A 24,243-nucleotide genomic window follows, 5' to 3' on the forward strand; every position below is an offset into this window, starting at 1 on the left:
CCATGGCCACCATCGTCCTCGCCACGCTCAATGCGCGTCACACCCATGCTTCCCTGGGCCTGCGCTATCTGCTCGCCAATCTGGGGCCGTTGGCCGAGCAGGCCACGCTCATGGAGTTCACCATCGCTCGCCCAGTGGCGGAGGTCGTGGAGGCGATACTCGCAGCCCGGCCACGCATCGTTGGACTGGGGGTCTATATCTGGAACGTGGAGCAAACCAGCAAACTAGTGGCCATGCTCAAGCGCGTGGCGCCGGAAGTGACGGTCGTGCTGGGCGGTCCGGAGGTCAGCCACGAAACCGAGACACAGCCCATCGTCGATGAGGCCGATTACGTCATCACGGGCTGGGGTGAGGTGAGCTTTCGCGTCCTCTGTGAAGGCGTGCTTTCCGGCCAGCCCCCCGCGCAGAAAATCATCCCGGGCGAGCAGCCTGCCTTGCGCGAGCTTTCTCTGCCCTATGCGCTCTACACCGAAGAAGACATCGCCCATCGCTTCCTTTACGTGGAGGCCTCGCGCGGCTGCCCCTACAAATGTGAGTTCTGCCTGTCCGCCTTGGACAAGACTGCCTGGGCCTTTCCCCAGGACGCCTTCCTCGCCGCGCTCGACGCGCTCTACCAACGCGGCGCGCGGCATTTCCGCTTCGTCGATCGCACCTTCAACCTCAACGTGAAGTCGAGCCTGGGCATCCTGGAGTTTTTTCTGGCGCGCCTGGACGCACAATTATTTCTCCACTTCGAGGTGATCCCGGACCATCTGCCGGACGCCTTGAAGGCGGCGCTCGTGCGCTTCCCGCCAGGTAGCCTGCAACTGGAAATCGGCGTGCAGACTTTCGATCCCACGGTACAGGCGCTCATCTCCCGCCGCCAGGACAACGCCCGCACCGAAGAAAATCTGCGTTGGCTCAAGGCGCATACCCATGCCCATCTCCACGTGGACCTAATCGCCGGTCTGCCGGGAGAGGATCTCTCCGGCTTTGGCGCGGGTTTTGACCGGCTGGTAGCCCTCGCGCCCCACGAGATCCAGGTGGAACTGCTCAAGCGCCTGCGCGGTGCACCCATCGCGCGTCACACGGAACGCTTTGGGCTTCGCTTCAATCCTCATCCACCCTACGAGATCCTGGCCACCGACCGCATTGGGTTTACGGACATGCGTCGGCTGGCGCGCTTCGCCCGCTACTGGGACCTGCTGGGCAACTCGGGCCGATTCCGCCACACCCTGCCGCTCATGTTAGGCGAGGCGCCCTTCGCGCGCTTTCTCAACTTCAGCGACTGGCTATGGCGGACCGCTGGCCAGACCCACGGTTTTGCACTGGAACGCCTGTTCGCACTGGTGGCCGAAGGGCTCACGCAGGTGCTCCACATCGCCCCGGAAGCGGTGCGCGCCGCACTGGCGGCCGACTACGCTACGGTCGGCGCAGGGGCGTTGCCCGGTTTCCTGCGCGGGCCTGCCACCAAGAAACCGGCGAGTCCTGACGCTCGCCGGGCACGCCAGGCCCGACACCGCGCCGCCAGCAGCGAGTGCGGCTGAAGGCTTGCGAGCCTTGGGGGGTTGGTTCGCCCGCCCAAGGTTTCGCCCAACCCAAGTCGGCCGGCTGCGTGCGCCTCCCCACCGGGGCAGGCGTCGGTGCGCGATTCTTTCGCGATCTCGCGCCAACCGGCCACGCCCAGCCGTCTCCGCAGGGAGGGTTGTGTAACGGAAAGTGCGGCTGGGCCACGCGGCTTTGTCGCGCACAAAAAAACCCACGCATCGTTGGAAACGAGGCGTGGGTCAGGAGGCGCAGAGGATGACTCCGTTCCAGGCGGAGGCCCGAACGGAAGTGGCGGAGGATCCACCACCCCGGGCAAGTCACCCAAACTTGCCCGTCGCCGGCGGCAAACACAGATTGACCGCCGAACGCCATGATCATGACCGAAACCGGAGCGGCCCGGAATTTGCCGATGGCCATATGCCGAAAGTTATAGGCGGAGGACAGAGACTCAGTGACGGGCCGCAGGATTGCCGAAGGGCAGCAGGTTCACGTAATAGCCCGCCAGGCCCTGCAGCACGTGCATGCTGCGCCCGTCGCGCAGGAGCCGCTCGAATTCCTGCGCGGGAAGCGGATAGCTGAAAGAATAGCCTTGAATCTCGTTGCAGCCTTGGGCACGTAGGAAGCTCAACTGAGCCTCCGTTTCCACCCCCTCGGCCAGCACGTTGAGGCGCAGGTTGCAGGCCATGGCGATGATAGCGGAAACGATGGCGGCTCCGTCCGAATCCAAGGTGATGTCGCGCACGAAGCTCTGGTCGATTTTCAGAGTGTGGATGGGCAGGCGCTTGAGATAGGAGAGCGAGGAGTAGCCCGTACCGAAATCGTCGATGGCGATGTGCACGCCCAGGTCGCGCAAACGCTCCAGCGTGGAGGCATTGGCGGCATTGTGTTCCAGCAACACCTCCTCGGTGATTTCCAGCTCGAGCCATTCAGGCGCAAGCCTGGTCTCGGCCAGGGTGAGCCCCACCATGCCGGCCAGGTCCTTTTGCATGAACTGGCGCGCCGAGAGATTCACTGCCATGCGCACCGGCGGCAGTCCCAGATCCTGCCAGGAACGGTTCTGGCGGCACGCCTCACGCAGCACCCATTCCCCCACCTGGATAATGATGCCGGTTTCCTCCAGGATGGCCACGAACTCGCCAGGCGGCACCAGCCCCAAGTCCGGATGGCGCCAGCGCAACAACGCCTCCGCGCCGATCACCCGGCCGGTCCTGAGATCCACGCGTGGCTGATAGTGCAGCACGAACTCTTCGCGCCCCAGGGCCCGGCGCAGCGCATTTTCCAAAAGCAGCCGCTCGCGTGCCCGCTGATTAATTTCCGGAGAATAGAACTGGAAGTTGTTGCGACCGTGTTGCTTGGCCCGGTACATGGCCGAATCGGCGTTACGCAGTAGATGATCCAGATGTTCGCCGTCGTCCGGATAGAGGGTGATGCCCACGCTGGGCGTGACGAACACCTCGTGCCCACCGAGGTAGAAAGCCTGGCTGAAGGTATCGAGAATCTTTTGTGCCACCACGGCCGCCGTGTCCCGGTCGGCCACGTCCTCCACGATCACGGTGAACTCGTCACCACCGAGGCGCGCCACGGTATCACAGTCGCGCACGCAGCTGCGTAAGCGGTCCGCGACGACGCGCAGCAGCTGGTCGCCCACGTTGTGGCCAAGAGTGTCGTTGATGGCCTTGAAGCGATCGAGATCCAGGAACATCACCGCCAGCTTTTGTTGATAGCGGTCGGCCTGGGCCATGGCATGGGTGAGGCGGTCGCGGAAAAGGGTGCGATTGGGCAGACCGGTGAGCGCGTCGTGATGCGCCATGTGGCGCATTGCGCGCTCGGTGCGCTTGCGTTGTTCGAGATCGTGACGCAGCCGCTCGTTGACCTGCTCAAGTTCGGCGGTGCGCGCCGCCACCGCTCGCTCCAGCGCTTCGTTGGCCGCGCTCAGGGCGTTACGGGTCTCTTTCAGCTGGCGCACCAGGGGCAGCCAGCGCCAAAAGCCCAACGCCAGCAGCAGATTGCCCGTGACCCAGGCGGTGTAGCGGACGACCTCCACCCCTTCCGGGAAGGGCGCTCGCCACAGGGAGTGCCCGGCCTCGCCCCAGGCCAGATTGATTAGATCGCCCAACAGCACGATCCACAAGCCGGCAAGCAGCATGCCCCAGCCGGGATGCCGGGCCAGGTCGGGCTCGCGCCGGCTCACCCAGAATAGCGCCAGGCCGATGGTGGTCACCACCGCGGCCTTGATCGCCTTCAGGGCGACCACCTCACCTGCAAACACAACGCCTCCCTCCGTTGTGACCGCACTTCCCCTGGCGCCTTCAGCTCGGCTCGGCCAGCGCCCCGTCGCTACAACTTGGGCCGGCCCTCATGGGCATAGAGCTGGTCGCGCTTGGTCTGGCAGACGAAACAACGCGCCGCCGCCGGATTGGCCTTGAGGCGCTCGTAGCCCACGGGCGCGCCGCAGTCCACGCACACCCCGTAGCTACCCTGCGCCAGACGCGCCCGCGCTGCTTCCAGCTCGCGCAACTCGCGCACATGGCGGTCGATCATGGCGGCATTCAAGTCGGCGAGCATGTCGGCCACGGATTCATCGCCAGTATCGGTCACCCGACCCGCGAGCTCGATGTACTGCTGTTGGCCAGAGCGCTCCAATTCGTCGCGCACTGCCTCCAGCACGCGCTGGTACTCCTCCTGCAGGCGCTTTTCCAGAGTTTGCAGTTCTTTTTTGGTGAGCACGGACATGATCGATTCCAGACTGTTCGAAAAACCGGCTTCATTGTCGGCCCAATGGCGGCGAATTTCAACCAAACGTCCTGATCTTTTGGGCTACAATACGCCGCCCCGCCCCGGTAGCTCAGTGGATAGAGCAACCCCCTCCTAAGGGGTAGGTCACACGTTCGATTCGTGTTCGGGGCGCTTTGCCTTTCGCTGCTCGATCGCATCCACTCCATTTGCGGCGCAATCGGTCGCGCGGCAGCTTTCTTTGCGGAACGTCACTCTTCTTCCACCATCGCGATGTAGCCCACCGGACACTCGTGGGCGCACAAGCCGCACCCCTTGCAGTAGTCATAGTCGAATACGTAATGGGAACCATCGGTGAGGGGCGCGCGCGTCTTCAGCACGGCATTGTCCGGACAGAGGGTGAAACAGTTGTCGCAGGCCATGCAGTTGCCGCAGGAAAAGCAGCGCAAAGCCTCGGCGTGGGCGGCCTGTTGGTCGAGACCACCTTGCACTTCCCGGTCGCCGGCACGCTCGGACACGGGCAACACCGGCGGTTCCTGGCGGGGTGCGTGATCGAAGTAATGGAGATTGAGCCGATCGAGGCCGACCACCGCGCCGCGCTGGGGCCGGGTCTCGTGGCGTCCCAGCAGATCGGCGATGGCCGCCGCCGCGCGCGCGCCGTCGAAGATGGCACCCGCCACCGTGCCCAGCCCCGGCCGACAGTCGCCGCCGGCGAAGATGCGGCTGGTGCCGGGCACGCGCCCATCGGCCTCTACCCGCAAGAATTCCCGCTGGCCCAGCAACTGCGCCAGCCCCTCCTCGTTTACCACTTGGCCGATAGCGGGAATCACTTGGTCCACCTTGAGCACGGATTCCGTGCCCTCGAAGGCTTGCACGCGCACCCGCTCGCCTTCCTTGAGTTTGCGGGCATGCACGATCTCCACGCCTACTACCCGTTCGCCACGGAGGATGAGACGACGCACCATGCGGTTCTCGTGGATCAGCACGCCTTCTTCCAGGGCCTGGACGATCTCGTCCGGCGCGGCACGCATGCGTTCATAGTCGGGCACTTGGGCATGGGGCATGCGCTCGTGGGTGATGAGATGCACCTCGCGCACCCCGGCGCGTTTCAGGATGCGGGCCACGTCCACCGCGGTGTTGCCTCCGCCGATGATGGCCACGCTATCCATGACCGGCACCGCACCTTCCGCGATCCAGTGGCGCAAAAGGTCTAAGCCGAAGCGCAGATCCCGTGGCACGACCCCTTCCACACTGTAGGGGCGGCTCTTCTGCGTGCCCACCGCGAGGAACACGGCGGCGAAGTCTGTTTCCAGTTCCTCCAGCGAAAAATCGCGCCCCAGGCGCTGGTGCGGCCTAAACTCGATGCCCGTGGCCAGCAGCCGCTCGATTTCGCCGTCCAACACCGCGCGTGGCAGGCGGTAAGGCGGAATCGCCGTGCGCGGCACGCCACCCGCCTGGTTGAGCGCCTCTAGCAGCACCGGACGAATGCCCCGCCGCAAAAGCTGCCAGGCGCAGGACAACCCAGCCGGCCCCGCGCCCACCACCGCCACCGCTGGCACGTCCCGGCCAATGGCGGGCGCGGGACAGGCCCAACCCGCGGCGAGTGCCGCATCCCCTAGCCAGCGTTCCAGGCCGTGCACGTTGAGGGGGGCGTCGTAGCCACCGCGATTACACGCGGTCTCGCAGGGATGGGGGCAGACCCGGCCGGTGCTGGCAGGCAGGGGGTTGGCAGCGATCAGACGTTGCCAGGCACCCGCCACATCCCCCTCGGCCAGGCTGGCGATCCAGGCCTGAGGATCCTCACCGGCGAGGCAGGCGTGGTGGCAGGGCGCGATGCCGTGCACATGCTCGGGACGTTGGATGCGCCACGTACCGGTGCGAAAGCCCATGGCAGTGCCCGGCGCGGCGAAGCCGCCCGGCGTGACCTTCACGCCCATTGGCCCCCTCCTCGCCGCACGGTGTCGGCGCTTTCCGTATCCAGACCAGCACCGCCTGCGCGCAGGCCGTAGCGCTCGATGTTGGCATCGGCCAGGGCCTGCAAGTGGGCAAGCTCCTCGCGCGCCCGGGGGTCGTCGGCGAACAGGTGGGCGAAGCGTCCTTGCAGCGCGAGGTAATCCCTCACCGGCTTGGGTGCGCGCAGGGGCAACACGCCCACCAGGGAGCCCCGCTCCATTTCCACCAAGGGGAACAGCCCGGTCTCCACCGCCAGACGCGCCACCTCGATGGACAGCGCGCCATCATGCCCCCAGCCCAGGGGACAGGGCGAATGAACCAGCAGGAAACTCGGCCCCGGCACCGCCAGGGCGCGCCGCACCTTCTTGCGCACGTCGGCGGGGTAAGCCACCGAAGCCGTGGCCGCATAGGGAATGTGATGGGCGGCGATGATGGCGAGGATGTCCTTCTTGAGATGGCGCTTGCCCATGCGTGCGCGGCCGGCGGGCGAGGTGGTGGTGGCGGCGGCGTGGGGCGTGGAGCTGGAACGCTGGATGCCCGTATTCATGTAGGCCTCGTTGTCATAGCAGACATAGAGCACCTCGTGTCCCCGCTCCAGCATTCCCGACAAGGCCTGGAAGCCGATGTCGAAGGTGCCGCCATCGCCACCGAAGGCGAGCACCTTCGTGGATTTGCCCTGGGCTTTGAGGGCCGCCTCCATGCCCGCCGCCACCGCGCCCGTGTTCTCGAACAGGGAATGTAGCCAGGGCAGCCGCCAGGCCGACTCGGGCCAAGGCGTGGTGAAGATCTCCAGGCAGCCGGTGGCGTTGGCGACAATCACGTCGGGGCCCGCCGCCTCGGTGACCAGGCGTGCCGCCAGCGCCTGGCCACAGCCGAGGCAAGCACGGTGGCCCGCGGTAAGACCGGCATAGCGAGGCTGCTGGCTGCGCAGCGCCTCGATGGAGATGGTCTGCCCATTCATAGTGCCTCCTGCGGCAGTTTGTCTGGATCGAGATCGAAGATGCGGAAAGGCCCGGGCGTCTCGGGCAGGCTGGCCAGCAGACGCGGCAGTAGATCCAGCGGCACGTCGCGCCCCCCCAGCCCCACGGCGAAGCCATGCACACAAGGCGGCTTAAGCAATTCCGCCAGCGCCGCGCGCACTTCGGCGGTGACGATGCCTGAAGCGCCTGGGGAGATCGCCCGCTCCAGCACCACCAGGCGCTCGAGTCCCGCACACGCCGCGCGCAACGCCGCCGCCGGAAAGGGGCGAAAGCTGCGCAAGTGCATCAGCCGCACCGGCCCACAGGCGGGATCGATCGCCACCGCGTCGGCCAGCGTGCCGAAAATGGAACCGAGGGTGAGCACGCCGGTGCGCGCCGCGGGATCACCTTCCACGCGCAGCAGGCCGCCGCAGCTGCGACCGCTCACTTCTTGCCAGGCCGCGTCCACCGCGGGGATCAGCTCCAGGGCGTCAAGTAGCGCCTGGTGATGCAGTTGCCGCATCTCTGCGTAGTATTCGGGCGCCACCAGTGTGCCGAAACTTAAGGGGTTGCGGGGATTGAGCGTGCGCGCAAAGCGATAGGGAGGCAAGAAATGGTCCACCTGTTCCTGCGCCGGCAGGTCGATGGCCTCCAGGGTGTGGGTCAGGGTGAAGCCATCTACGCACACCATCACCGGCACTTCTAGGGTTTCCGCGATGCGGAAGGCCTGCAGCGTCGTGTCCACTGCCTCCTGGTTGTCGCTGCAATAGAGCTGCACCCAGCCCGCATCGCGCATGGCCATGGAATCCTGCTGGTCGTTCCAGATGGACAGCGGCGCGGAGACCGCCCGGTTGGCCACCGTCATCACCAAGGGCACGCGCAGGCCGGCGATGTTGTAGAGAACCTCGCCCATGAGCAGGAGACCCTGGGAGGCAGTGGCGGTATAGGCGCGCGAGCCCGCCACGGCCGCCCCCAGCACCACGGAGGCCGCGGAAAACTCGGATTCCACACTCACCAGCTCGCAGGTCGCCTCACCGTCGGCGACGAGCTTGGCGATGTGTTCGACGATGTGGGTCTGGGGCGTGATGGGATAGGCCGCCACCACCTGGGCGCGCGCCGCCACCACTGCACGCGCGATGGCCTGGGAACCTTCAAGCGGCAGCCGCATGGACGCGCTCCCGCCAGCGGCCTGCCTCCACCTGGGCAGCCGCTGCCTCGATCAGACGCAGATTTTTTTCCAGCACTGGCCCCTTGAAGCGGGCCGCCAGAGCATGCCTTAAGGCGGACAAGGGCAAAAACCCAGTGAGGCTGAAGAACGCTGCGGCCAGCGCGGTGTTGGGCACCGGACGGCCCAGGTAGGCCTTGGCAAGCCGGGTAGCGGGCAGTGCCACGGCCTCCACGCCTTCAGGCACCCGGTTGCCATCCAAGACCACCGCGCCAGTGGACTTAAGCCCATCCAGCACGCCTGGCACGTGCAGCAGCGCGGGATCCTGGATGATGAGAAAATCCGGATGCACGATTTGATTGCGCCGGCGGAAGGGATCGCGCGCGATGCGCACGAAGGCCGTCACCGGCGCGCCGCGGCGCTCCGCGCCAAAAGCCGGAAACGCCTGGGCATGCCAGCCTTCGAGGATGGCGGCGGTGGCGATGAGATAGGCCGCCACCACGTTGCCTTGGCCGCCGCGCCCATGGATGCGCAGTTCAATCATGGGACAATCGTGCCATGGTTGTGTCAACGCAACAACCGCATGAGCGATATCGATTTCCCTCGCAGTGCTGAAGCAATCGCCGTCGCCCTCGCCGAGCGTGGCTTTCTGGTGCTGGAGGGCTTCCTGCAATGACCGCCGTGGCCGCCTTGCACGGTGCTATGCGCTCTATCCGGCCGGCGCCCGCTATGCGCGCCATCACGCCCAGTTGCGGGGCGACGCACGCAAGCGGTGAAGCCCGCATCCCGCAGCGCCTTATCTCACCGGCTGGTTCCGCGCCCGCAGCTGGCGAGCCGGCTTTGGTTGCGCCGCATGCTTGGCAGGGGCTCGGGCAGACGCACCGCAACAGGCGTCGGGCGGTCGTTTGGTTTATGACGGCGCTCTTGGCCATGGCGGCTCCGGTAGGCACTGGCGCGGTCTTGCCCCTTGCTCCACAATGGGGTGATGAATGCTGACAACGGCCGTCGCACCCGCGTCCTCATCATGGGGGCGGGGGGGCGTGATTTCCACAACTTCAACACCGTCTTCCGAGACCACCCGCAATACGAGGTGGTGGCCTTCACCGCCACCCAGATTCCGGATCTCGCTGGCCGCGTCTATCCCGCGGCCCTCGCTGGCAGCCTTTATCCCGATGGCATTGCCATCGTGGATGAAGTAGAGCTGCCGCGGCTAATACGCGAGGCTGCCATCGACGAAGTGGTGTTCTCCTACAGCGACGTCTCCCATGAGCACGTGATGCATGTGGCTGCCCGTGTACAGGCCTTGGGTGCGGGCTTTCGCCTGCTGGCACCGCGCCAGACCATGCTTTGCAGCAGCAAGCCCGTGATCAGCATCACCGCGGTGCGCACTGGCTGCGGCAAGAGTCCGGTGGCGCGTCATGTGGCCGCCTTGCTGGATGCGGCGGGACTGCGCCCCGGCATCGTGCGTCACCCCATGGCCTACGGTGACCTCGTGGTCCAGGCGGCGCAGCGTTTTGCCAAGCTCGCGGATCTTTCGCGCCAGCACTGCACCATCGAGGAAATGGAGGAGTACGAGCCGCACCTGGCAGCCGGCCACGGCATCTACGCCGGGGTGGATTACACCCGGGTACTGGCGCTTGCCGAAGCCGAAGCCGACGTCATCGTCTGGGACGGGGGCAACAACGATCTACCCCTGATCACCCCGGACCTGGACATCGTGCTGGTGGATCCCCACCGCGCGGGCCACGAACGGAGCCATTTCCCTGGGGAAGCCAACCTGCTGCGCGCCCAGGTGGTGGTAATCACCAAGACCGATACCGCCCAAAGCGAACAGCTCGAGGCGGTGCGCGCTAGCATTCGCCGTAACAACCCCGCCGCCATCGTCATTGAATCGGCCATGCCCATCAGCGCCGATGCACCCCAGCATGTGCGCGGCCAGCGGGTACTGGTGGTGGAGGACGGCCCTACCCTCACCCATGGCGGCATGGCCTATGGCGCGGGCACGCTGGCGGCTCGCCGCCTCGGTGCCGCCGAGCTGGTGGATGCGCGTCCCTACGCGGTAGGCAGCATCCGCACAGCCTTCGCCCAGTATCCCCATCTGGGGCCGGTGCTGCCCGCGCTGGGCTATGGCATGCAGCAAATCGAAGAGTTGGAAGCGACCATCGCCGCCACCGACTGCGATAGCGTGCTCATCGCCACCCCCGTGGATCTCACCCGCATCATGCGGATAAGCCGGCCAGTGTGCCGCGTGCGCTACGAATATGCCGATCGTGGCCAGCCCACGCTCGGTGACGTGATACGCCAGTGGCTTGCCGACCTGGCCGCGCGCGCCGCCCTGTGAACTCTCGCCAGCGCCGGGACCACGCAGTAACATAGCCCCATCTCCCATATCGGTATCTGTCCCATGCAAGCCAGCAATGACTATCTCGTGATCACCGCCGCCGGCGACGACAAGGTGGGTCTGGTGGAAGCCTTTTCCGCGAAGATCACCGAAACCGGCTGCAACATCGAGGACAGCCGCATGACCGTGCTGGGTGGCCAGTTCGCCATCCTGATGCTGGTGTCCGGACCATGGAACGCCCTCTCCAAACTGGAAAGCCAGTTGGATGGCCTGGGCCGCCAACTGGGCCTCACCATCACCCACAAGCGCACGCGGGAGCGGGAACGCCGCCAACCCACCCTGCCCTATCACGTGGAAGTGGTGGCGCTCGACCATCCGGGCATCGTGCACAAGCTGGCCCGCTTCTTCGCCGGCCATGGCATCAACATCGAGGAACTGTCCACCGACACCTATCCTGCGCCCCATACCGGCACGCGCATGTTCTCGGTCCACATGGAGGTGGGCGTGCCCGCCAGCACGCACATCCCCACCCTGCGCGCGGACTTCTTCGATTACTGCGACGATCTCAACCTGGACGCCACCTTCGAGCCCTCGCGCAGCTGACATGACCGACGCTCCCGCCTGCCCTCTGCGCACGCCGCCCGACCTGACCAGCGTCGAGGTGGTGTCTCTGACGGGCGCCGCCGATTACCGCGTTGCGCTGGCGCGCGCCAACGCGGAAGCGGCGCGTCGGCTCGCCGAGCCCATGCTGCTATCCTGGTATGACCGCGACCGGGATTTCGAAGCGCCTCAGCACATCTCGGAATGCCACCAGGATTCAGCGGTGCCGGGTTATGTGGACTATGCCCTGGCGCGCGGCGCGCGTCTCAAGATCGATTTCGACCATGGCCGTTTCGTGTTTTTTTACCGTGACGCGGCTTGAGCAGGCCGCCTGACCACGCCTCGCCATGCCGGAAGACACGCTGGTCTGCGTAAGATGCGGCGCTGCCCTCGACGACCTGCCGCTGCCCCTCTCGCGCTTGGCGCAATGCCCCGCCTGTCGCGCGCCGCTCCACACGTGCCGCATGTGCCGTTTCTATGACCCCAGCGCAGCGCGCCAGTGCCTGGAGCCGGTGGCGGAAGAAGTGCGCGACAAGGACCAAGCCAATTTCTGTGGCTATTTCCAGCCCCGCCTCGGGGCTTTCACGCCACGACCAGATACAGCCGCCGCGCGCGCCGCGCTCGATGCCCTGTTTGGCGCCGCGAGTCCGGCGCCTACCCGCCCCAATCCCCTGGACGAGCTGTTCGGCAAGGACTGACCGTGCAACTGCGCGGGCTTGGGCGTAAAATGGCGCGTTTCCGATCGCTTCCGTGGAAGACCATGCCCATGATGGACAGTCCTGAAAACGAGCCTTCCCTGTTCGACGACGCGGCCGCGGCGGTGGTGGATCTCGGCAACCGCCTGATGGACCAGAACCGCGACGCGGATCCGTGGGACGTGGCCTCCGGCCTTCTCGCCGGTGCCATCCAGTACTGGCTCTACGCCCACCAGCCCTGCCCGGACCCCTATTGCGAATCCTGCGCGGAAGTGGCAACGGCGGAACAGCGCATGAAGCTTTTGCAGGAAGAAATCCGCGAGTTCGCGGAGGAAAGCGACTACTACCACAGCCCCACCGACAGCAACGTGGGCCGGGCATGAGCTGGGTTCAAGCCGGCTTCAGTATCCCGTCTTCCAGGGCCAGCACCCGCTGCGCCCGGGCCGCGAGCTGGGGGTCGTGGGTGACGATGACGAAGCTGGTGCCCAGGGTCTCGTTCAGGCTCAGCATCAAATCGAACACCGCAGCCGCGGTCTTGCGGTCCAGGTTACCAGTGGGCTCGTCCGCCAGCACGCAGGCGGGCTGGGTCACCAGCGCCCGCGCTACCGCCGCTCGCTGACGCTCGCCGCCCGACAATTCCCCCGGCTTGTGTCCCAGGCGGTGCGAAAGCCCCACGCGGGCGAGCATGTCCTGAGCCGCCGCACGCGCCGTGGCGGAGCTTTGCCGCCGAATCAGAAGCGGCATCATCACGTTCTCCAGGGCGGTGAATTCCGGCAAAAGATGGTGGAACTGATAGACGAAGCCCAACGCCTCGTTGCGCAGCCGGCCCCGTTCGGTGTCGCTCAAGGCCTGCATGTCGCGGCCAAGGATGCGCACCTCGCCCCGGTCGGCCGTATCCAGCCCGCCCAACAAATGCAGAAGCGTGCTCTTGCCGGAGCCCGATGCGCCAACGATGGCCACCCGCTCACCCCGCCCCACCTCGAGATTCACATCCATGAGCACCGGCACCTCCACTCGCCCCTGCCAGTAGGACTTGGCCAGGCCCCGGCAGGTGAGCACGGGCGCACGCGCTTCACTCATAGCGCAGCGCCTCCGCCGGATGGGTGCGCGCCGCGCGCCAGGAAGGGTAGAGGGTCGCCAGCAGCGAAAGCAGGAACGATACCACGCCGATGGAAATGACGTCGGTGGCCTGCACCTGCGAGGGCAGTTCCGAGATGTAGTACACGTCCTTGGCGAGAAAATGCACGCCGAACAGGCGTTCGATGGCGGGCACCACCACGTCGATGTGGGAGGCGAGCAGAACACCCCCCACCACGCCGGCAACGGTGCCGATGAGGCCGATTAGCGTTCCCTGGACGATGAAGATCTTCATGATGCTGGCCGGTGTCGCACCCAGGGTGCGCAGGATGGCGATGTCTGCCTGCTTGTCGGTGACCACCATCACCAGGGTGGAGACGATGTTGAAGGCAGCCACCGCGACGATGAAGAACATGATCACGAACATCACCCGCTTTTCCATCTGGATGGCGCGGAAGAAATTGGCGTTCTGCTGGGTCCAGTCGCGAATGAGCAAATTGCCCGGCAACTGGGCGGCGAGCTCCCGGCTCACCTCGGGCGCGGCGAACAGGTCGGCGAGCTTCAGCCGCACGCCGGACACCGCATCCCCCATGCGATAAAGGCGCGCGGCATCCTGGATGTGGATGAGGGCCAGCCCCGAGTCATAGACGTTCATGTCCACCTCGAAGATGCCCACCACCGTGAACTGCTTGAGGCGCGGCAAAATGCCAGCGGGGGTCACAGTGCCCTGGGGCGCGATCACCGTCAACTTATCCCCCACGCGCACCCCCAGAGCCTGGGCGAGTTCGATGCCGAGCACGATGCCGAAACCACCAGGCTTGAGATCGGTAAGCCGACCCCGTTTCATGTGGCGGCCGATGTCCGCCACCGTGTCCTCCTCCTTTGGCTCGATGCCGCGGATGACTGCGCCCTGCACCGCCTGGTCGTAGGACAGCATGCCCTGAGCCATGATGTAAGGGGCCGCGCCCTGCACCCGAGGGTGGGTTTGCGCCTGGCGGATGACTTCCCGCCAATCTTCGAGCGGCCCTGCGAAGGCGGAGATTTCCACGTGCGAGGCGACACCCAGGATGCGCGAACGCAATTCCTCCTGAAAGCCATTCATCACCGACAGCACGGTGATGAGCACCACGATCCCCAGCGCGATCCCCAGCGTGGAGATGAGCGAAATGAAGGAGATGAAATGGTTTCGGCGCTTGGCGCGCATGTAGCGCAGGCCGACGAAGAGTTCGTAAGGTGGCATGGGGCGAGACACGGGGCGGGAGTGTGCCACAGGGCCTGTGCGCTGGCCAGCCTCTTTGTTGTTTCGCTGCGGCAGAGTGAGCCTTATACGAATCACTGGCAACGCCCCTCAGTGGAGGCGTTTGGGAGTGGCCCATTGCGTTGCGAAGCTTAGGGGCGAGCCAATCGCGCCGACTTTCATGGCAAGCCACCGCCCGATGATTTATTGAGCATTACGTGAATAGGTGACACCTTTGTGTCGTCCCCGCGAAAGCGGGGACCCAGCAACATGGCGAGAAATACCCTGGATTCCCGCTTTCGCGGGAATGACGTTTGAGTTACGCAGCCTGCCAACGACTTACGTAACGCTCAATAAGAAGCGTTGCGCCAGGATCGTTGCCTCACCCCAGCCCGCTCGCCCCACCAGCGAGGGGACGAAGGAACCGCCCCGCCTTGGCGAAAGCTCTAGTCCGGCCTTTGACAGCCGCTAACATTATCAGGACAATGCGGTCCCGTTATCGCCTAGCGGCCGGCGCACCGAGGGTAACCCATGGACAATCATACACATAGCATAAGCCTGACGATCTCCGAGTTTCTGCTGCCGCCCATCGAGGATGGACTGGTGATGGGCGCGCGATCCCCCATCGGGCCGCTGGCCATGAGCCGGGCGCTCGCGCTGCTGAGCACCACCGCCTACCGCCACCTGGCGGTGGAGGACGACGTGGTGAGCGGCATCCTGATCCGGGAAGCCATCCTGCGCAAGCTGGACGAAGGGGAACTGGTGGCGGTGGTGCTGCGCAACATCAAGCCCTTCATGGCAGCCGATGAGATCATCCATCTGCGCCTCGAGGTGAGCACCCATATCGAGATCAACCGGCTATGATCCACCGCGACGACCCTCGGGTTTGCGACTGTCTCGCAAACGACTGTGCCCGGGTCGGCCCCGAGGCACGTTACTGCGACCTCGCGCCGGAGAAGCGGGCCCAGGTACTCGCGGTTTTCGATAACGACCGCTATCTGGGCGTCGTGCTGGCGCGCCAGGCGGCGCTCTTTCCCAATCGCATCTTCGCCGATCTATTGACCGCGACGCGCCAGCCACCGGCGCTGGCTGGCGACACGCCCCTGGAAGAGGCCCTCGCCCAGCTCGAACACGGCCGCTATGACTGTCTGCCGGTCATCGATACACAAGGCCGGTTTCTGGGGGTGGTCTCCGCCAGCAGTCTGTTCCGGTGCCTGGCCCAACGGGAGCGCGTCGCCCGGGAGCGCCTGGCCTGCGCGGTGCAGGTGCTGGAAGAGGAGCTGGTGCATCACCGCATGGCCACCGCCGTGTTCGACACCACCAGCGAGGGCATCATGGTGACGGATGCCGATGCCCGCATCCTCTATGTCAACCGCGCCTTCGTCGAGACCACCGGCTATACGCTGGAAGAAGTGCAGGGCAAGTCGCCCCACGTGCTAGCCTCGGGCAGACACGATGCCGAGTTCTACCGCGCCCTCTGGCAGCAGCTCAAGGACACCGGCCACTGGAGCGGGGAAATCTGGAATCGGCGCAAGAACGGCGAAATCTACCCGGAATACCTGCACATCGACACCATACGCGACAAGGAAGGCAGGCCCTACCGCTACGTGGGGGTGTTCTCGGACATCAGCGATGACCGCCTGATTCAGCGTCAACTCTATGAGCTGGCTTTCCATGATCCCCTCACCGGTCTGGCCAACCGGGCTTTGCTGCGGGAGCGCCTTGCGGCCGCCGTCGGGCAGGCCAGCCGCAACGGGGGCCGCTTCGCGGTGGTGTTGCTCGATCTGGATCGCTTCAAGAACGTCAACGACAGCCTGGGACACGGTGCGGGCGATGAACTGCTGAAACAGGTGGGTCGGCGCCTCGAGGATCTGGTGCGGGAGACCGACACCGTCGCCCGCATGGGAGGCGATGAGTTCACCCTGCTGTTGTGCGAGCAACCGGACACGGCCAGCATCAAAAAGATCGCGCCCAAGATCCTGGATGCCGTGCGCCGTCCCATCCTGGTAGAGGGCCATGAGCTGCGGGTCGAGGCCAGTCTGGGCATCGCCTACTTTCCGGAGGACGGCACCGACGCCGAGACCCTGCTGCGCCATGCCGATACCGCCCTCTATCACGCCAAGGCGGCGTCCGGCCCGGGCTGGGCCCGCTACGAAGCCGGCATGGGGCGCCGCGCCAAGGAAAACCTGGAACTGGAAACCGCCTTGCGCGCCGCCCTCGAATCCGGAGCGGGACTACATCTGGCCTGGCAACCGCAGGTGCGGCTTGCCGACGGGCGCATCACGGGCGTGGAGGCCCTGGCCCGTTGGATCCACCCCCAGCTCGGCCCCATCAGTCCCGCCCGTTTCATTCCCGTGGTGGAGCAGACGGGTCTGGCGCCGGCATTCGGGAGCTGGCTAATAGAAACCTTCATCGCCGATGCCGAACGCCTGCTCGCTGCCTTGAGCGATGAGCACGTGCGCTTCGCGTTGAACGTCTCCCCCCACAATCTCCATGACGACAGATTTCTCCGTCTGCTGACCGATGCCCTCCGCCACCTGGAGATATTGCCCGACCGGATCGAGGTGGAACTGACCGAATCCAGCCTCATGGAAGACGAAGGCACGCAGACCCACATGCTCCGCGCGCTGCGGGATGCCGGCTTCGGCTTGGCGGTGGACGACTTCGGCAGTGGCTATTCGAACCTGGCCTATCTCATGCGCTTCGCCGTGGATCGCCTCAAGATCGACATGCAATTCATCGCCGGGCTGGAACACAGCGCCGCGAACCGCAGACTGGTGGAAGCCATGCTGCGCATGGCCGACAGCCTGCAGATGGAAGTCGTCGCGGAAGGGGTGGAGCGGGAAAGCCAGCGGCAGATTCTATTGGAGCTGGGCTGCCAGTTCGCTCAAGGCTATCTGTTTGCCCAACCCATGGCCGCGGACGAACTGATTCGGCATCTGCGCGGCCAGGCACTGACAGCTTGAAATGCTCTACGTCATCCAGGAGAACGCGCCATGCAAACCCATCTGACCCTGCAGCAACGCCTCTGGCTCTGGGCGGCTTTCGCCACCCTGGTGTTCTACATCGCCATCGGCGTGGGCTGGCTGGCCCTCGATCACACGGTGATGCTGGCCGCCCAAAGCGCCCCTTCCCTTCTGCCCGGCCTGACTAAGATCCAGACCCAGGCCCGGCTGGCCTTCGGCATCCTGGCCGTCGTCGCGGCCGTGGCCGGCACGGGCATCGGCTTGTCCGCTTTGCGGCGGCTGCGGGCGGGCCTCAAGGAAGCCATGGAAGCCGCGGACACCATCGCCCAGGGCGATCTTACCTGCCGGATCGATGTGGGCGGACAGGATGAGTTGACACGCCTGGCATCCCACATTGCTTCCATGCGCGATCAACTTCGCGCCCTCGTGGGGGAAACGGGTGCCCAGATCGATCTGCTTTCGCGCAGCGCCACGGGGCTCAAGACGTCTGCCGCCAACGATACACGGGTCATCGCCGATCTGGTCACGCAGGCGAACGGGGTGACCCAATCGGTCTGTCTGCTCACCCAGCGCCTGGAAGAGATCGCTTCCCGCACCGATCAGGCACGGGGGCTCGCCATCCAGTCCACCCAAGGGGCCGATCGGGCCGGAGAACTGATCGTCACCACCGCGGCCGAAACCCAGACCATGGCGGAGCAGGTCGCCCATGCCGCCGCCACCCTGCAGGGGCTGCGCAAACTGACCGATGACATCAGCCGCTTCGTCACCATCATCCGTGAGCTCTCCGACCAGACCAACCTGCTCGCCCTCAACGCTGCCATCGAGGCGGCCCGTGCCGGCGAGCACGGAAGGGGGTTTGCAGTGGTGGCGGACGAAGTGCGCAAACTCGCCGAACGTACCAGCGCGTCCAGCGGCGAAATCGGGGGCCTGGTTGGCCAGGTACAAGCCGCGACCCAGGAGGCAGTGGTCATCATGGAGAAAAGCGCGCAAACCGTTCGGGCCAGCGTGGCCCGCTCCACGCAAGCCGTGGCCGGCACGCGCAAAATCAGCGCGGCCCAAGAGCAGGTGCTCGAGGCGGTTGCCGCCATGGGGCAGGCCGTAGCCGACCAGCTGGGTGCCACCCGCGCCATCGACACGCAACTTGCGCGCATGCGCGAAGCTACCGCCCACCTTGCATCCAGTACCCAGGACACCAGCACCTCAGCCTCAGGGCTCGCCGACTGCGCGGCCAAGGCCGCCCGGCTGGTGGCACGCTTCCGAATCGCATGACAGGGGATCGAATATGGCGACCGAACTCTACAACGACGGCAAGCACATCGCGCTCGCCTTCACCGATCTGGTGCAAGACGAGTGTGCGGTGGATCACTGTGCGGTGCAGAGCAACCAGTTCCTGATCGTGGACGATCACATGGGTGCGCTCATCGACCCCGGCGGCAACATGACCTACAACAGCCTGTTCATGGCCATGCATGCCTACTTCCCGCCGCGCCGGCTGGCCTATGTGCTGGCCTCCCACGCCGATCCGGACATCGTGGCCTCGGCCAACAAGTGGATGGTGCACACGGACTGCAAGATTTACATCTCCAGGCTGTGGGCCCGCTTCGTGCCGCACTTCTGCAGCGTGGGCAACACGGCAGGGCGCATCGTGGCGATTCCCGACGAGGGCATGCGCATCCCCCTGGGAAAAAGCGAGATCGTGGCGCTGCCGGCGCACTTCCTCCACGCCGAGGGCAATTTCCACTTTTACGACCCCGTGGCGAAGATCCTGTTTTCGGGGGACGTGGGCGCAGCCATGGTGGCCACCGCCGATGCGGCACACCCCGTGGAGGATTTCGACGCCCACATTCCCTACATGCAGCCCTTCCACCAGCGCATCATGGTCTCCAACCGCGCCGCGCGCGGCTGGGTGAAGATGGTGCGCGGGCTCGACGTGGAATGGCTGGTGCCCCAACACGGCCCGCCCCTGCGGGGCAAGGCCATGGTGAAACGCTTCCTCGACTGGTTCGAACAGCTGCCCTGCGGCATCGACCTCATGGGCCCGGAGACCTATCGCGTGCCGGCTTGAGTTTCACAACAGGTCCGGGGCCATCACCGCCCGCAGCACCGTCTGCGCCTCGCCGCCGCGCACCCGGTTGCTGAACCACCAAATGGCACCCTTCTTCACCGACCAGTCCTGCTCTTCGCCCGCCAGTAACAGCGCGGCCACCCGCCCCAGGGTGGGTTGGTGACCCACCACGACCACCGTCCCGTTGTCCGGCCAGCCCGCCGCGGCCAGCACTGCGGCCGCGCTTGCCCCCACGTCCAGGGCCGGCACGATCTGCGGCTTTTCGACCAAGGCACTCGCGGTCTGCAATGCGCGCTTAGCGGGGCTCGACAGGATTTGCGTCTCCCGCGGCAGGCGAGACTTGAGCCAGGCGGCCATCGCCCGCGCCTGTTTTTCGCCTTTGGCGGTGAGTTTGCGACTCTTGTCCGGTAGGCCGTCTTCGGCTTCCGCGTGGCGCCACAGGATTAAATCCAATTCATGCCCTCCGCTTTAGGGGGTAATGTAACAATGCGATGTTACATTTAGCGCATGCAGCTGACACTGGTGATTCCGGATCTCATTCCGCCCAGACCGCAAGGCGCGCTCACCGACGTCTATCTTGACCTGCACGCCCCCGATCTCGCCTTCCTCCTGGCGCGCGGCAAGCGCCGCAGCATGCCGGGAACCTCGCTGGAAAATTGGCTGGGCGCCCGTTTCGGACTGTCCTGGGAACGCAACCTACCCGCGGCCCCCTTGAGCCTGCTGGCGGAACACGGTGATCCCGGTGAGGCATGGTGGCTATGTGTGGACCCGGTGCATCTCGCGGCCCACCAGGACCAGGTCTTGCTCACCGGACCGGAAGCCCTCGGCATCTCGCGCGCAGAAGCCGAACAGTGGCTTAACGCGCTCAACCGTCATTTCGCCGGCGAAGGGGTGAGCTTCCACCACATCCGCCCGGATCGCTGGTATGCCCGCTTCGCCACGCCCCTGGTCGTGGAGAACGCGGCGCTGATGGAAGTCGCCGGTCGCGCCATCAACGACCATCTGCCCCGCGGCGAGCAGGCGCGGCGTCTCATGCGCCTGGTGAACGAAATCCAGATGCTGCTTTTTTCTCATCCCTTGAATCAAACGCGGGAAGCGGCCGGCCGGCCCACGGTCAACAGCGTCTGGGCTTGGGGAGGCGGGCGACTGCCCACGGTTCCGATTCGACCGAATGGTCGCCTGTGGGCGGACGACTTGCTGGCCCAGGGGCTGGCACGCGCCACGCACATGCCCCACTCGGCATTGCCGCGTGATGCCCGCAGCGTAATCGAGGTGGCAGATAGCCACCTGGTGGTGCTGGATGCCCTACGCGCACCGGCGGCATACGGCGACGCCGATGCCTGGCGCCGCAGTCTGCGCAGGCTGGAAGAGAAATGGTTTGCGCCGCTGGCCCATGCCTTTCGCAAGGGGCGCCTAACCTCTCTATGCCTGCTCGCCCTGGATGCATGCCACAGCATGGAATTCACGCTCACGGGTCAAGCCCGCTGGAAATTCTGGCGGCGCGTTCGTCCCTTGAGTCATTACGCCAAGGCTGCGCCCCGGATCGCCGCCCCGGATCGCCGCTAAATTATTGAGCATTACGTAAGTAGGTGACACCTTTGTGTCGTCCCCGCGAAAGCGGGGACCCAGGAACATGGCGAGGAATACCCTGGATTCCCGCTTTCGCGGGAATGACGTTTGACTGACGCAGCCTGTCAACGACTTACGTAACGCTCAATAGCTCCCACAAGCCTGGTCGCAAAGCCACTGTGGAAGGGGCTCTCACCGAGAGAGTCTATTCTTGCCCAAGCGGGAATCCAGTCTGAGTCCCCCACCGCTGCCCGGATTCCGGCACAACGCGCTCGGCCGCCATGACGACAAGGAAGCCCCCACCCGCCGGCATCATCCGTAGCCTGGATTATCTGGGATAATCGCGCGATGACCCGCATCACCGTGCGCGAGGCGCCGCCCCATGTCGTCCAACGTCTTTGCCGCCACGGTTTGCCGCCTCTCCTCGCGCGCCTGTATGCGGCGCGCGGCATTGAGGACGTCAGTCAACTGGAACCCGCACCCGAGCGCCTGCTACCGCCCCAGGCGCTCACCCACGCCGCTGAAATGGCGCGCCGGTTAGCCGATGCCATCGCGGAAGGAAAGCGCCTCCTGATCATCGCCGATTACGATGCCGACGGCGCCACCGCCTGCGCCGTGGCCCTGCGGGCCCTGCGCGCCTTCGGCGCCCAAGTGGATTACCTGGTGCCAAACCGCTTCGAATACGGCTATGGCCTCACGCCCGAGATCGTGCGTCTGGCCGCGCAGCGCGCGCCCGACATCCTGATCACGGTGGACAATGGCATCGCCAGCCACGCTGGCGTGGCGCAAGCCAAGCGGCTCGGCATGGAGGTGTTCATCACCGACCACCATCTGCCCGCCGCCGGTGGCGATCTGCCGGATGCGGCGGTGATCGTCAATCCCAATCAGCCTGGCTGCGGTTTCCCCAGCAAGCACCTGGCCGGCGTGGGGGTGATTTTCTACGTGATGCTGGCCCTGCGCGCCGAACTGCGCAAGCGGGGTGCCTTTGCTTTGGGTAGTGAACCCAACCTGGGTCGCCTGCTGGACCTGGTGGCATTGGGCACGGTGGCGGACGTGGTGAAGCTGGACGACAACAACCGTCGGCTGGTGCGCGAAGGCCTAAGCCGCATACGCAAAGGCGCTGCCTGTGTCGGCATCGATGCCCTGTTCCGTGTCGCGCAACGCGCCCCCAGTCGCGCCGCGCCTTGGGATCTTGGCTTCGTGCTCGGCCCGCGCCTCAATGCGGCAGGCCGCCTCACCGACATGTCCCTGGGCATTGAGCTGCTCACCACGGACGATGCGGCACGCGCCCTGTTGCTCGCCCAGCAGCTGGATACCCTCAACCGGGAACGGCGCGAGATCGAGGCGGACATGCAGGATACGGCGCTCGCCGCCCTGGAGCAGATCCAGGTGGACGACAACCACAGCCTGGTCTTATTCGACCCCAGCTGGCACCAGGGCGTGATCGGCATTCTGGCCTCCCGCCTCAAGGAAAAGTTTCACCGCCCGGCGATTGCCTTCGCCCCGGGCGTTGAGGGCGAGCTCAAGGGTTCCGGCCGCTCCATCGCCGGCTTCCACCTGCGCGATGCGTTGGATCTGGTGGCCAAGCGGCATCCCACTTTGCTCAGGAAATTCGGTGGCCACGCCATGGCCGCAGGACTCTCCATCGCAGCAGTCGATTTTCCCCGCTTTGCCCACGCCTTCGAGACCGTAGCGCGGGAACTCATTCCGCCCCACCAGCTCACGCGCACCCTGGAGACCGATGGCAGCCTCCCGCCGGAAGAAGCGAGTCTAAAGCTGGCGCGCCGGCTCGGCGACGAGGTATGGGGACAAGGCTTCCCCCAGCCCACTTTCTTCGACCGTTTTCAGGTGCAAGCCCAGCGCATCGTCGGTGAGACGCACACTAAGCTCACCCTCGCGCGCGCAGGCCGCCGGTTCGAGGCCATGCTGTTCTTCCGCGCCGAGACGCTGCCCGAGGAAATCGAGGCGGTCTACCGCCTGGACGTCAACCACTACAATGGCACCGAGAGCCTGCAACTGATCCTGGAACACTGGCAGGCCGCGTGACCGCACCATGGACAGCTTCTTCGCCCCGGATTCCCCCTTCCATGCGATCTTCCCGTTTTTGGTGAGTCTGGGGCTGGGCCTACTCATCGGTCTGGAGCGGGAACGCAACCCTCGCGCCAAGGCAGGGCTGCGCACCTTCGCCCTCACTTCGCTGCTGGGCACGCTATGCGCCATGCTCTCGCAACAAATCGGCTCGCCGTGGCTTCTGGTAGTGGGCTTCGCCGCCGTGGCCGCCACCATCGTCACCGCCTATCTAGGCGAGACTCCGCCAGAAACCGAACCGGGCACCACCACCGAGGCAGCCCTGCTGGTGAGTTACGTCCTGGGCGCGCTGGTGTGGCAAGGCGAGCGGGAGCTTTCCATCATGCTCGCCATCGTCACCACCGTCCTGCTCTATCTCAAGCCGGAGATGCAGGGCATCGCAAGGCGGCTGACGCGGCGCGATTTGGTGTCCATACTGCAGTTCGCGGTGCTCTCCTTCGTCATCCTACCCGTGCTGCCGGACCGCGACTTCGGCCCTTACCACGCCTTCAATCCGCACCAGACCTGGCTTATGGTGGTGCTCATTTCCGGCATCAGTCTCGCCGGTTACGTGGCCTTGCGCGTCCTGGGCCAACGCTATGGCACCCTGCTTTTGGGTTTTCTCGGCGGGCTGGTATCCAGCACCGCCACCACGCTGGTCTATGCACGGCATGGCCGCGCCCACATCGAGATGGTGCCCATCGCCGCCACCGTGATCGCCCTGGCCAATCTGGTGGTGCTAGTCCGTCTCGCGCTACTCGCCGCTGCCGTCGCTTGCGCCGCCCTGCCTGCGTTGCTGCCCGTACTGGGCGGTGGCTTCACACTGGGCCTTCTGATCACCGCCTTGCAATGGCAGCGCTCGGCGCCCGCGGCAAACCTGCCCCTACCAGAAACCGCCAACCCCACCGAACTGCGCACGGCGCTGGCGTTTGGCGTGCTCTATGCGCTGATCCTGTTCGTGGCAAGCCTGGTAGCCGCACGCGGCAACCTCGCAGGACTCTATGGCGTGGCGGCGGTGGCGGGAATCACGGACGTGGATGCCATCACCCTTTCCAGCCTGCGCCTGTTCAACCTGGGCAGCCTCGAGGCGGCGGAAGTGGCGCGGGTGATCCTGGTGGGCTTCCTCGCCAACCTCCTCGTCAAGCTGGGTCTGGCTTTTGCCGTGGGCGGGCGGGCGCTGGGCCTGCGCTGCCTGGCACCACTTCTTGCCACCGGCTTCGGGTCGCTGGCCGGCCTGATCGTCGCGTAAGCCAGGCGCTTCGCGATAGAATTACGGCTTTTTCGGAGCA

At 65.5% G+C, this 24,243-nt stretch carries 22 protein-coding genes and 1 tRNA gene; 14 read left to right on the forward strand and 9 right to left on the reverse strand.

What is annotated here, in order from left to right:
- Positions 1 to 2 precede the first annotated feature (2 nt).
- The gene (locus V6E02_RS02925) at positions 3 to 1,526 is read left to right on the forward strand and encodes a B12-binding domain-containing radical SAM protein (protein ID WP_347306957.1); all 1,524 of its coding nucleotides are present in this window, start codon (positions 3 to 5) and stop codon (positions 1,524 to 1,526) included.
- 449 nt (positions 1,527 to 1,975) lie between these two features.
- On the opposite strand, the gene V6E02_RS02930 is transcribed toward V6E02_RS02925, so the two are convergent.
- Positions 1,976 to 3,796 (reverse strand): putative bifunctional diguanylate cyclase/phosphodiesterase, encoded by a 1,821-nt coding sequence (locus V6E02_RS02930; protein WP_347306959.1) that lies wholly within the window; start codon positions 3,794 to 3,796, stop codon positions 1,976 to 1,978.
- Positions 3,797 to 3,864: 68 nt separating this feature from the next.
- Positions 3,865 to 4,260, reverse strand: a complete 396-nt coding sequence (locus V6E02_RS02935; protein WP_347306961.1) for a TraR/DksA family transcriptional regulator — start codon at positions 4,258 to 4,260, stop codon at positions 3,865 to 3,867.
- A 101-nt stretch (positions 4,261 to 4,361) separates the two neighbouring features.
- On the opposite strand from V6E02_RS02935, the gene V6E02_RS02940 reads away from it, so the two are divergent.
- Positions 4,362 to 4,434 (forward strand) — tRNA-Arg (locus V6E02_RS02940).
- Positions 4,435 to 4,511: 77 nt separating this feature from the next.
- Here V6E02_RS02940 and V6E02_RS02945 read toward each other — a convergent pair.
- The 4 genes from V6E02_RS02945 to V6E02_RS02960 are packed head-to-tail and all read right to left on the reverse strand — an operon-like array spanning position 4,512 to position 8,881.
- A complete protein-coding gene (locus tag V6E02_RS02945) occupies positions 4,512 to 6,197 on the reverse strand; it encodes an FAD-dependent oxidoreductase (protein WP_347306962.1) in 1,686 nt (561 codons plus the stop codon).
- Positions 6,188 to 7,174, reverse strand: a complete 987-nt coding sequence (locus V6E02_RS02950) for a thiamine pyrophosphate-dependent enzyme (RefSeq protein ID WP_347306964.1) — start codon at positions 7,172 to 7,174, stop codon at positions 6,188 to 6,190. Before V6E02_RS02950 ends, V6E02_RS02945 begins: the two co-directional genes overlap by 10 nt.
- Complete coding sequence (gene porA / locus V6E02_RS02955) at positions 7,171 to 8,340, reverse strand: pyruvate ferredoxin oxidoreductase (protein ID WP_347306966.1); 1,170 nt, start codon at positions 8,338 to 8,340, stop codon at positions 7,171 to 7,173. Before porA ends, V6E02_RS02950 begins: the two co-directional genes overlap by 4 nt.
- The gene (locus V6E02_RS02960) at positions 8,324 to 8,881 is read right to left on the reverse strand and encodes a 2-oxoacid:acceptor oxidoreductase family protein (RefSeq protein WP_347306968.1); all 558 of its coding nucleotides are present in this window, start codon (positions 8,879 to 8,881) and stop codon (positions 8,324 to 8,326) included. The genes porA and V6E02_RS02960 overlap by 17 nt, the downstream gene beginning before the upstream one ends.
- A 441-nt stretch (positions 8,882 to 9,322) precedes the next feature.
- Between V6E02_RS02960 and V6E02_RS02965 the strand changes: the two genes are divergently transcribed.
- The 5 genes from V6E02_RS02965 (at position 9,323) to V6E02_RS02985 (ending at position 12,356) form a co-directional block, all read left to right on the forward strand.
- Positions 9,323 to 10,678 (forward strand): cyclic 2,3-diphosphoglycerate synthase, encoded by a 1,356-nt coding sequence (locus tag V6E02_RS02965; protein ID WP_347306970.1) that lies wholly within the window; start codon positions 9,323 to 9,325, stop codon positions 10,676 to 10,678.
- A gap of 63 nt (positions 10,679 to 10,741) precedes the next feature.
- Positions 10,742 to 11,281 (forward strand): glycine cleavage system transcriptional repressor, encoded by a 540-nt coding sequence (locus V6E02_RS02970; RefSeq protein ID WP_347306972.1) that lies wholly within the window; start codon positions 10,742 to 10,744, stop codon positions 11,279 to 11,281.
- Between the two features lies 1 nt (position 11,282).
- The gene (locus V6E02_RS02975) at positions 11,283 to 11,600 is read left to right on the forward strand and encodes an AF1514 family protein (protein ID WP_347306973.1); all 318 of its coding nucleotides are present in this window, start codon (positions 11,283 to 11,285) and stop codon (positions 11,598 to 11,600) included.
- A gap of 25 nt (positions 11,601 to 11,625) precedes the next feature.
- A complete protein-coding gene (locus V6E02_RS02980) occupies positions 11,626 to 11,976 on the forward strand; it encodes a hypothetical protein (RefSeq protein ID WP_347306975.1) in 351 nt (116 codons plus the stop codon).
- A 68-nt stretch (positions 11,977 to 12,044) separates the two neighbouring features.
- A complete protein-coding gene (locus tag V6E02_RS02985; RefSeq protein ID WP_347306977.1) occupies positions 12,045 to 12,356 on the forward strand; it encodes a hypothetical protein in 312 nt (103 codons plus the stop codon).
- A gap of 7 nt (positions 12,357 to 12,363) precedes the next feature.
- On the opposite strand, the gene lolD is transcribed toward V6E02_RS02985, so the two are convergent.
- Positions 12,364 to 13,053, reverse strand: a complete 690-nt coding sequence (gene lolD / locus V6E02_RS02990) for a lipoprotein-releasing ABC transporter ATP-binding protein LolD (protein ID WP_347306979.1) — start codon at positions 13,051 to 13,053, stop codon at positions 12,364 to 12,366.
- Positions 13,046 to 14,290, reverse strand: coding sequence for a lipoprotein-releasing ABC transporter permease subunit (locus V6E02_RS02995; RefSeq protein ID WP_347306981.1), 1,245 nt, complete (start codon positions 14,288 to 14,290; stop codon positions 13,046 to 13,048). Before V6E02_RS02995 ends, lolD begins: the two co-directional genes overlap by 8 nt.
- Before the next feature lie 528 nt (positions 14,291 to 14,818).
- Between V6E02_RS02995 and V6E02_RS03000 the strand changes: the two genes are divergently transcribed.
- Genes V6E02_RS03000 through V6E02_RS03015 form a run of 4 tightly spaced genes read left to right on the forward strand, consistent with a single transcriptional unit; the run spans position 14,819 to position 19,318 of the window.
- Positions 14,819 to 15,151 carry a hypothetical protein gene (locus V6E02_RS03000; RefSeq protein ID WP_347306983.1) on the forward strand — a complete coding sequence of 111 codons (333 nt, stop codon included), beginning with the start codon at positions 14,819 to 14,821 and terminating at the stop codon, positions 15,149 to 15,151.
- On the forward strand, positions 15,148 to 17,253 hold the full coding sequence (locus V6E02_RS03005) for a putative bifunctional diguanylate cyclase/phosphodiesterase (protein WP_347306985.1): 2,106 nt from the start codon (positions 15,148 to 15,150) through the stop codon (positions 17,251 to 17,253). Before V6E02_RS03000 ends, V6E02_RS03005 begins: the two co-directional genes overlap by 4 nt.
- Positions 17,254 to 17,283: 30 nt before the next feature.
- Complete coding sequence (locus tag V6E02_RS03010) at positions 17,284 to 18,522, forward strand: methyl-accepting chemotaxis protein (protein WP_347306986.1); 1,239 nt, start codon at positions 17,284 to 17,286, stop codon at positions 18,520 to 18,522.
- A gap of 13 nt (positions 18,523 to 18,535) precedes the next feature.
- Positions 18,536 to 19,318 (forward strand): oxygen-binding di-iron domain-containing protein, encoded by a 783-nt coding sequence (locus V6E02_RS03015; protein ID WP_347306988.1) that lies wholly within the window; start codon positions 18,536 to 18,538, stop codon positions 19,316 to 19,318.
- A gap of 3 nt (positions 19,319 to 19,321) precedes the next feature.
- Here V6E02_RS03015 and V6E02_RS03020 read toward each other — a convergent pair whose 3' ends face one another.
- Positions 19,322 to 19,771 (reverse strand): SixA phosphatase family protein, encoded by a 450-nt coding sequence (locus V6E02_RS03020; RefSeq protein ID WP_347306990.1) that lies wholly within the window; start codon positions 19,769 to 19,771, stop codon positions 19,322 to 19,324.
- A 54-nt stretch (positions 19,772 to 19,825) separates the two neighbouring features.
- Here V6E02_RS03020 and V6E02_RS03025 point away from each other — a divergent pair, with 54 nt between their 5' ends.
- The 3 genes from V6E02_RS03025 to V6E02_RS03035 all read left to right on the forward strand — a co-directional run bounded on the left by V6E02_RS03025 (position 19,826) and on the right by V6E02_RS03035 (position 24,203).
- A complete protein-coding gene (locus V6E02_RS03025; protein ID WP_347306992.1) occupies positions 19,826 to 20,884 on the forward strand; it encodes a hypothetical protein in 1,059 nt (352 codons plus the stop codon).
- A 351-nt stretch (positions 20,885 to 21,235) separates the two neighbouring features.
- A complete protein-coding gene (gene recJ, locus V6E02_RS03030) occupies positions 21,236 to 22,933 on the forward strand; it encodes a single-stranded-DNA-specific exonuclease RecJ (protein WP_347306994.1) in 1,698 nt (565 codons plus the stop codon).
- Between the two features lie 7 nt (positions 22,934 to 22,940).
- Positions 22,941 to 24,203 (forward strand): MgtC/SapB family protein, encoded by a 1,263-nt coding sequence (locus tag V6E02_RS03035; protein ID WP_347306996.1) that lies wholly within the window; start codon positions 22,941 to 22,943, stop codon positions 24,201 to 24,203.
- The last annotated feature ends 40 nt before the right edge of the window (positions 24,204 to 24,243 follow it).

This window comes from Thiobacter sp. AK1, from assembly GCF_039822265.1.
GTDB lineage: Bacteria > Pseudomonadota > Gammaproteobacteria > Burkholderiales > Thiobacteraceae > Thiobacter > Thiobacter aerophilum.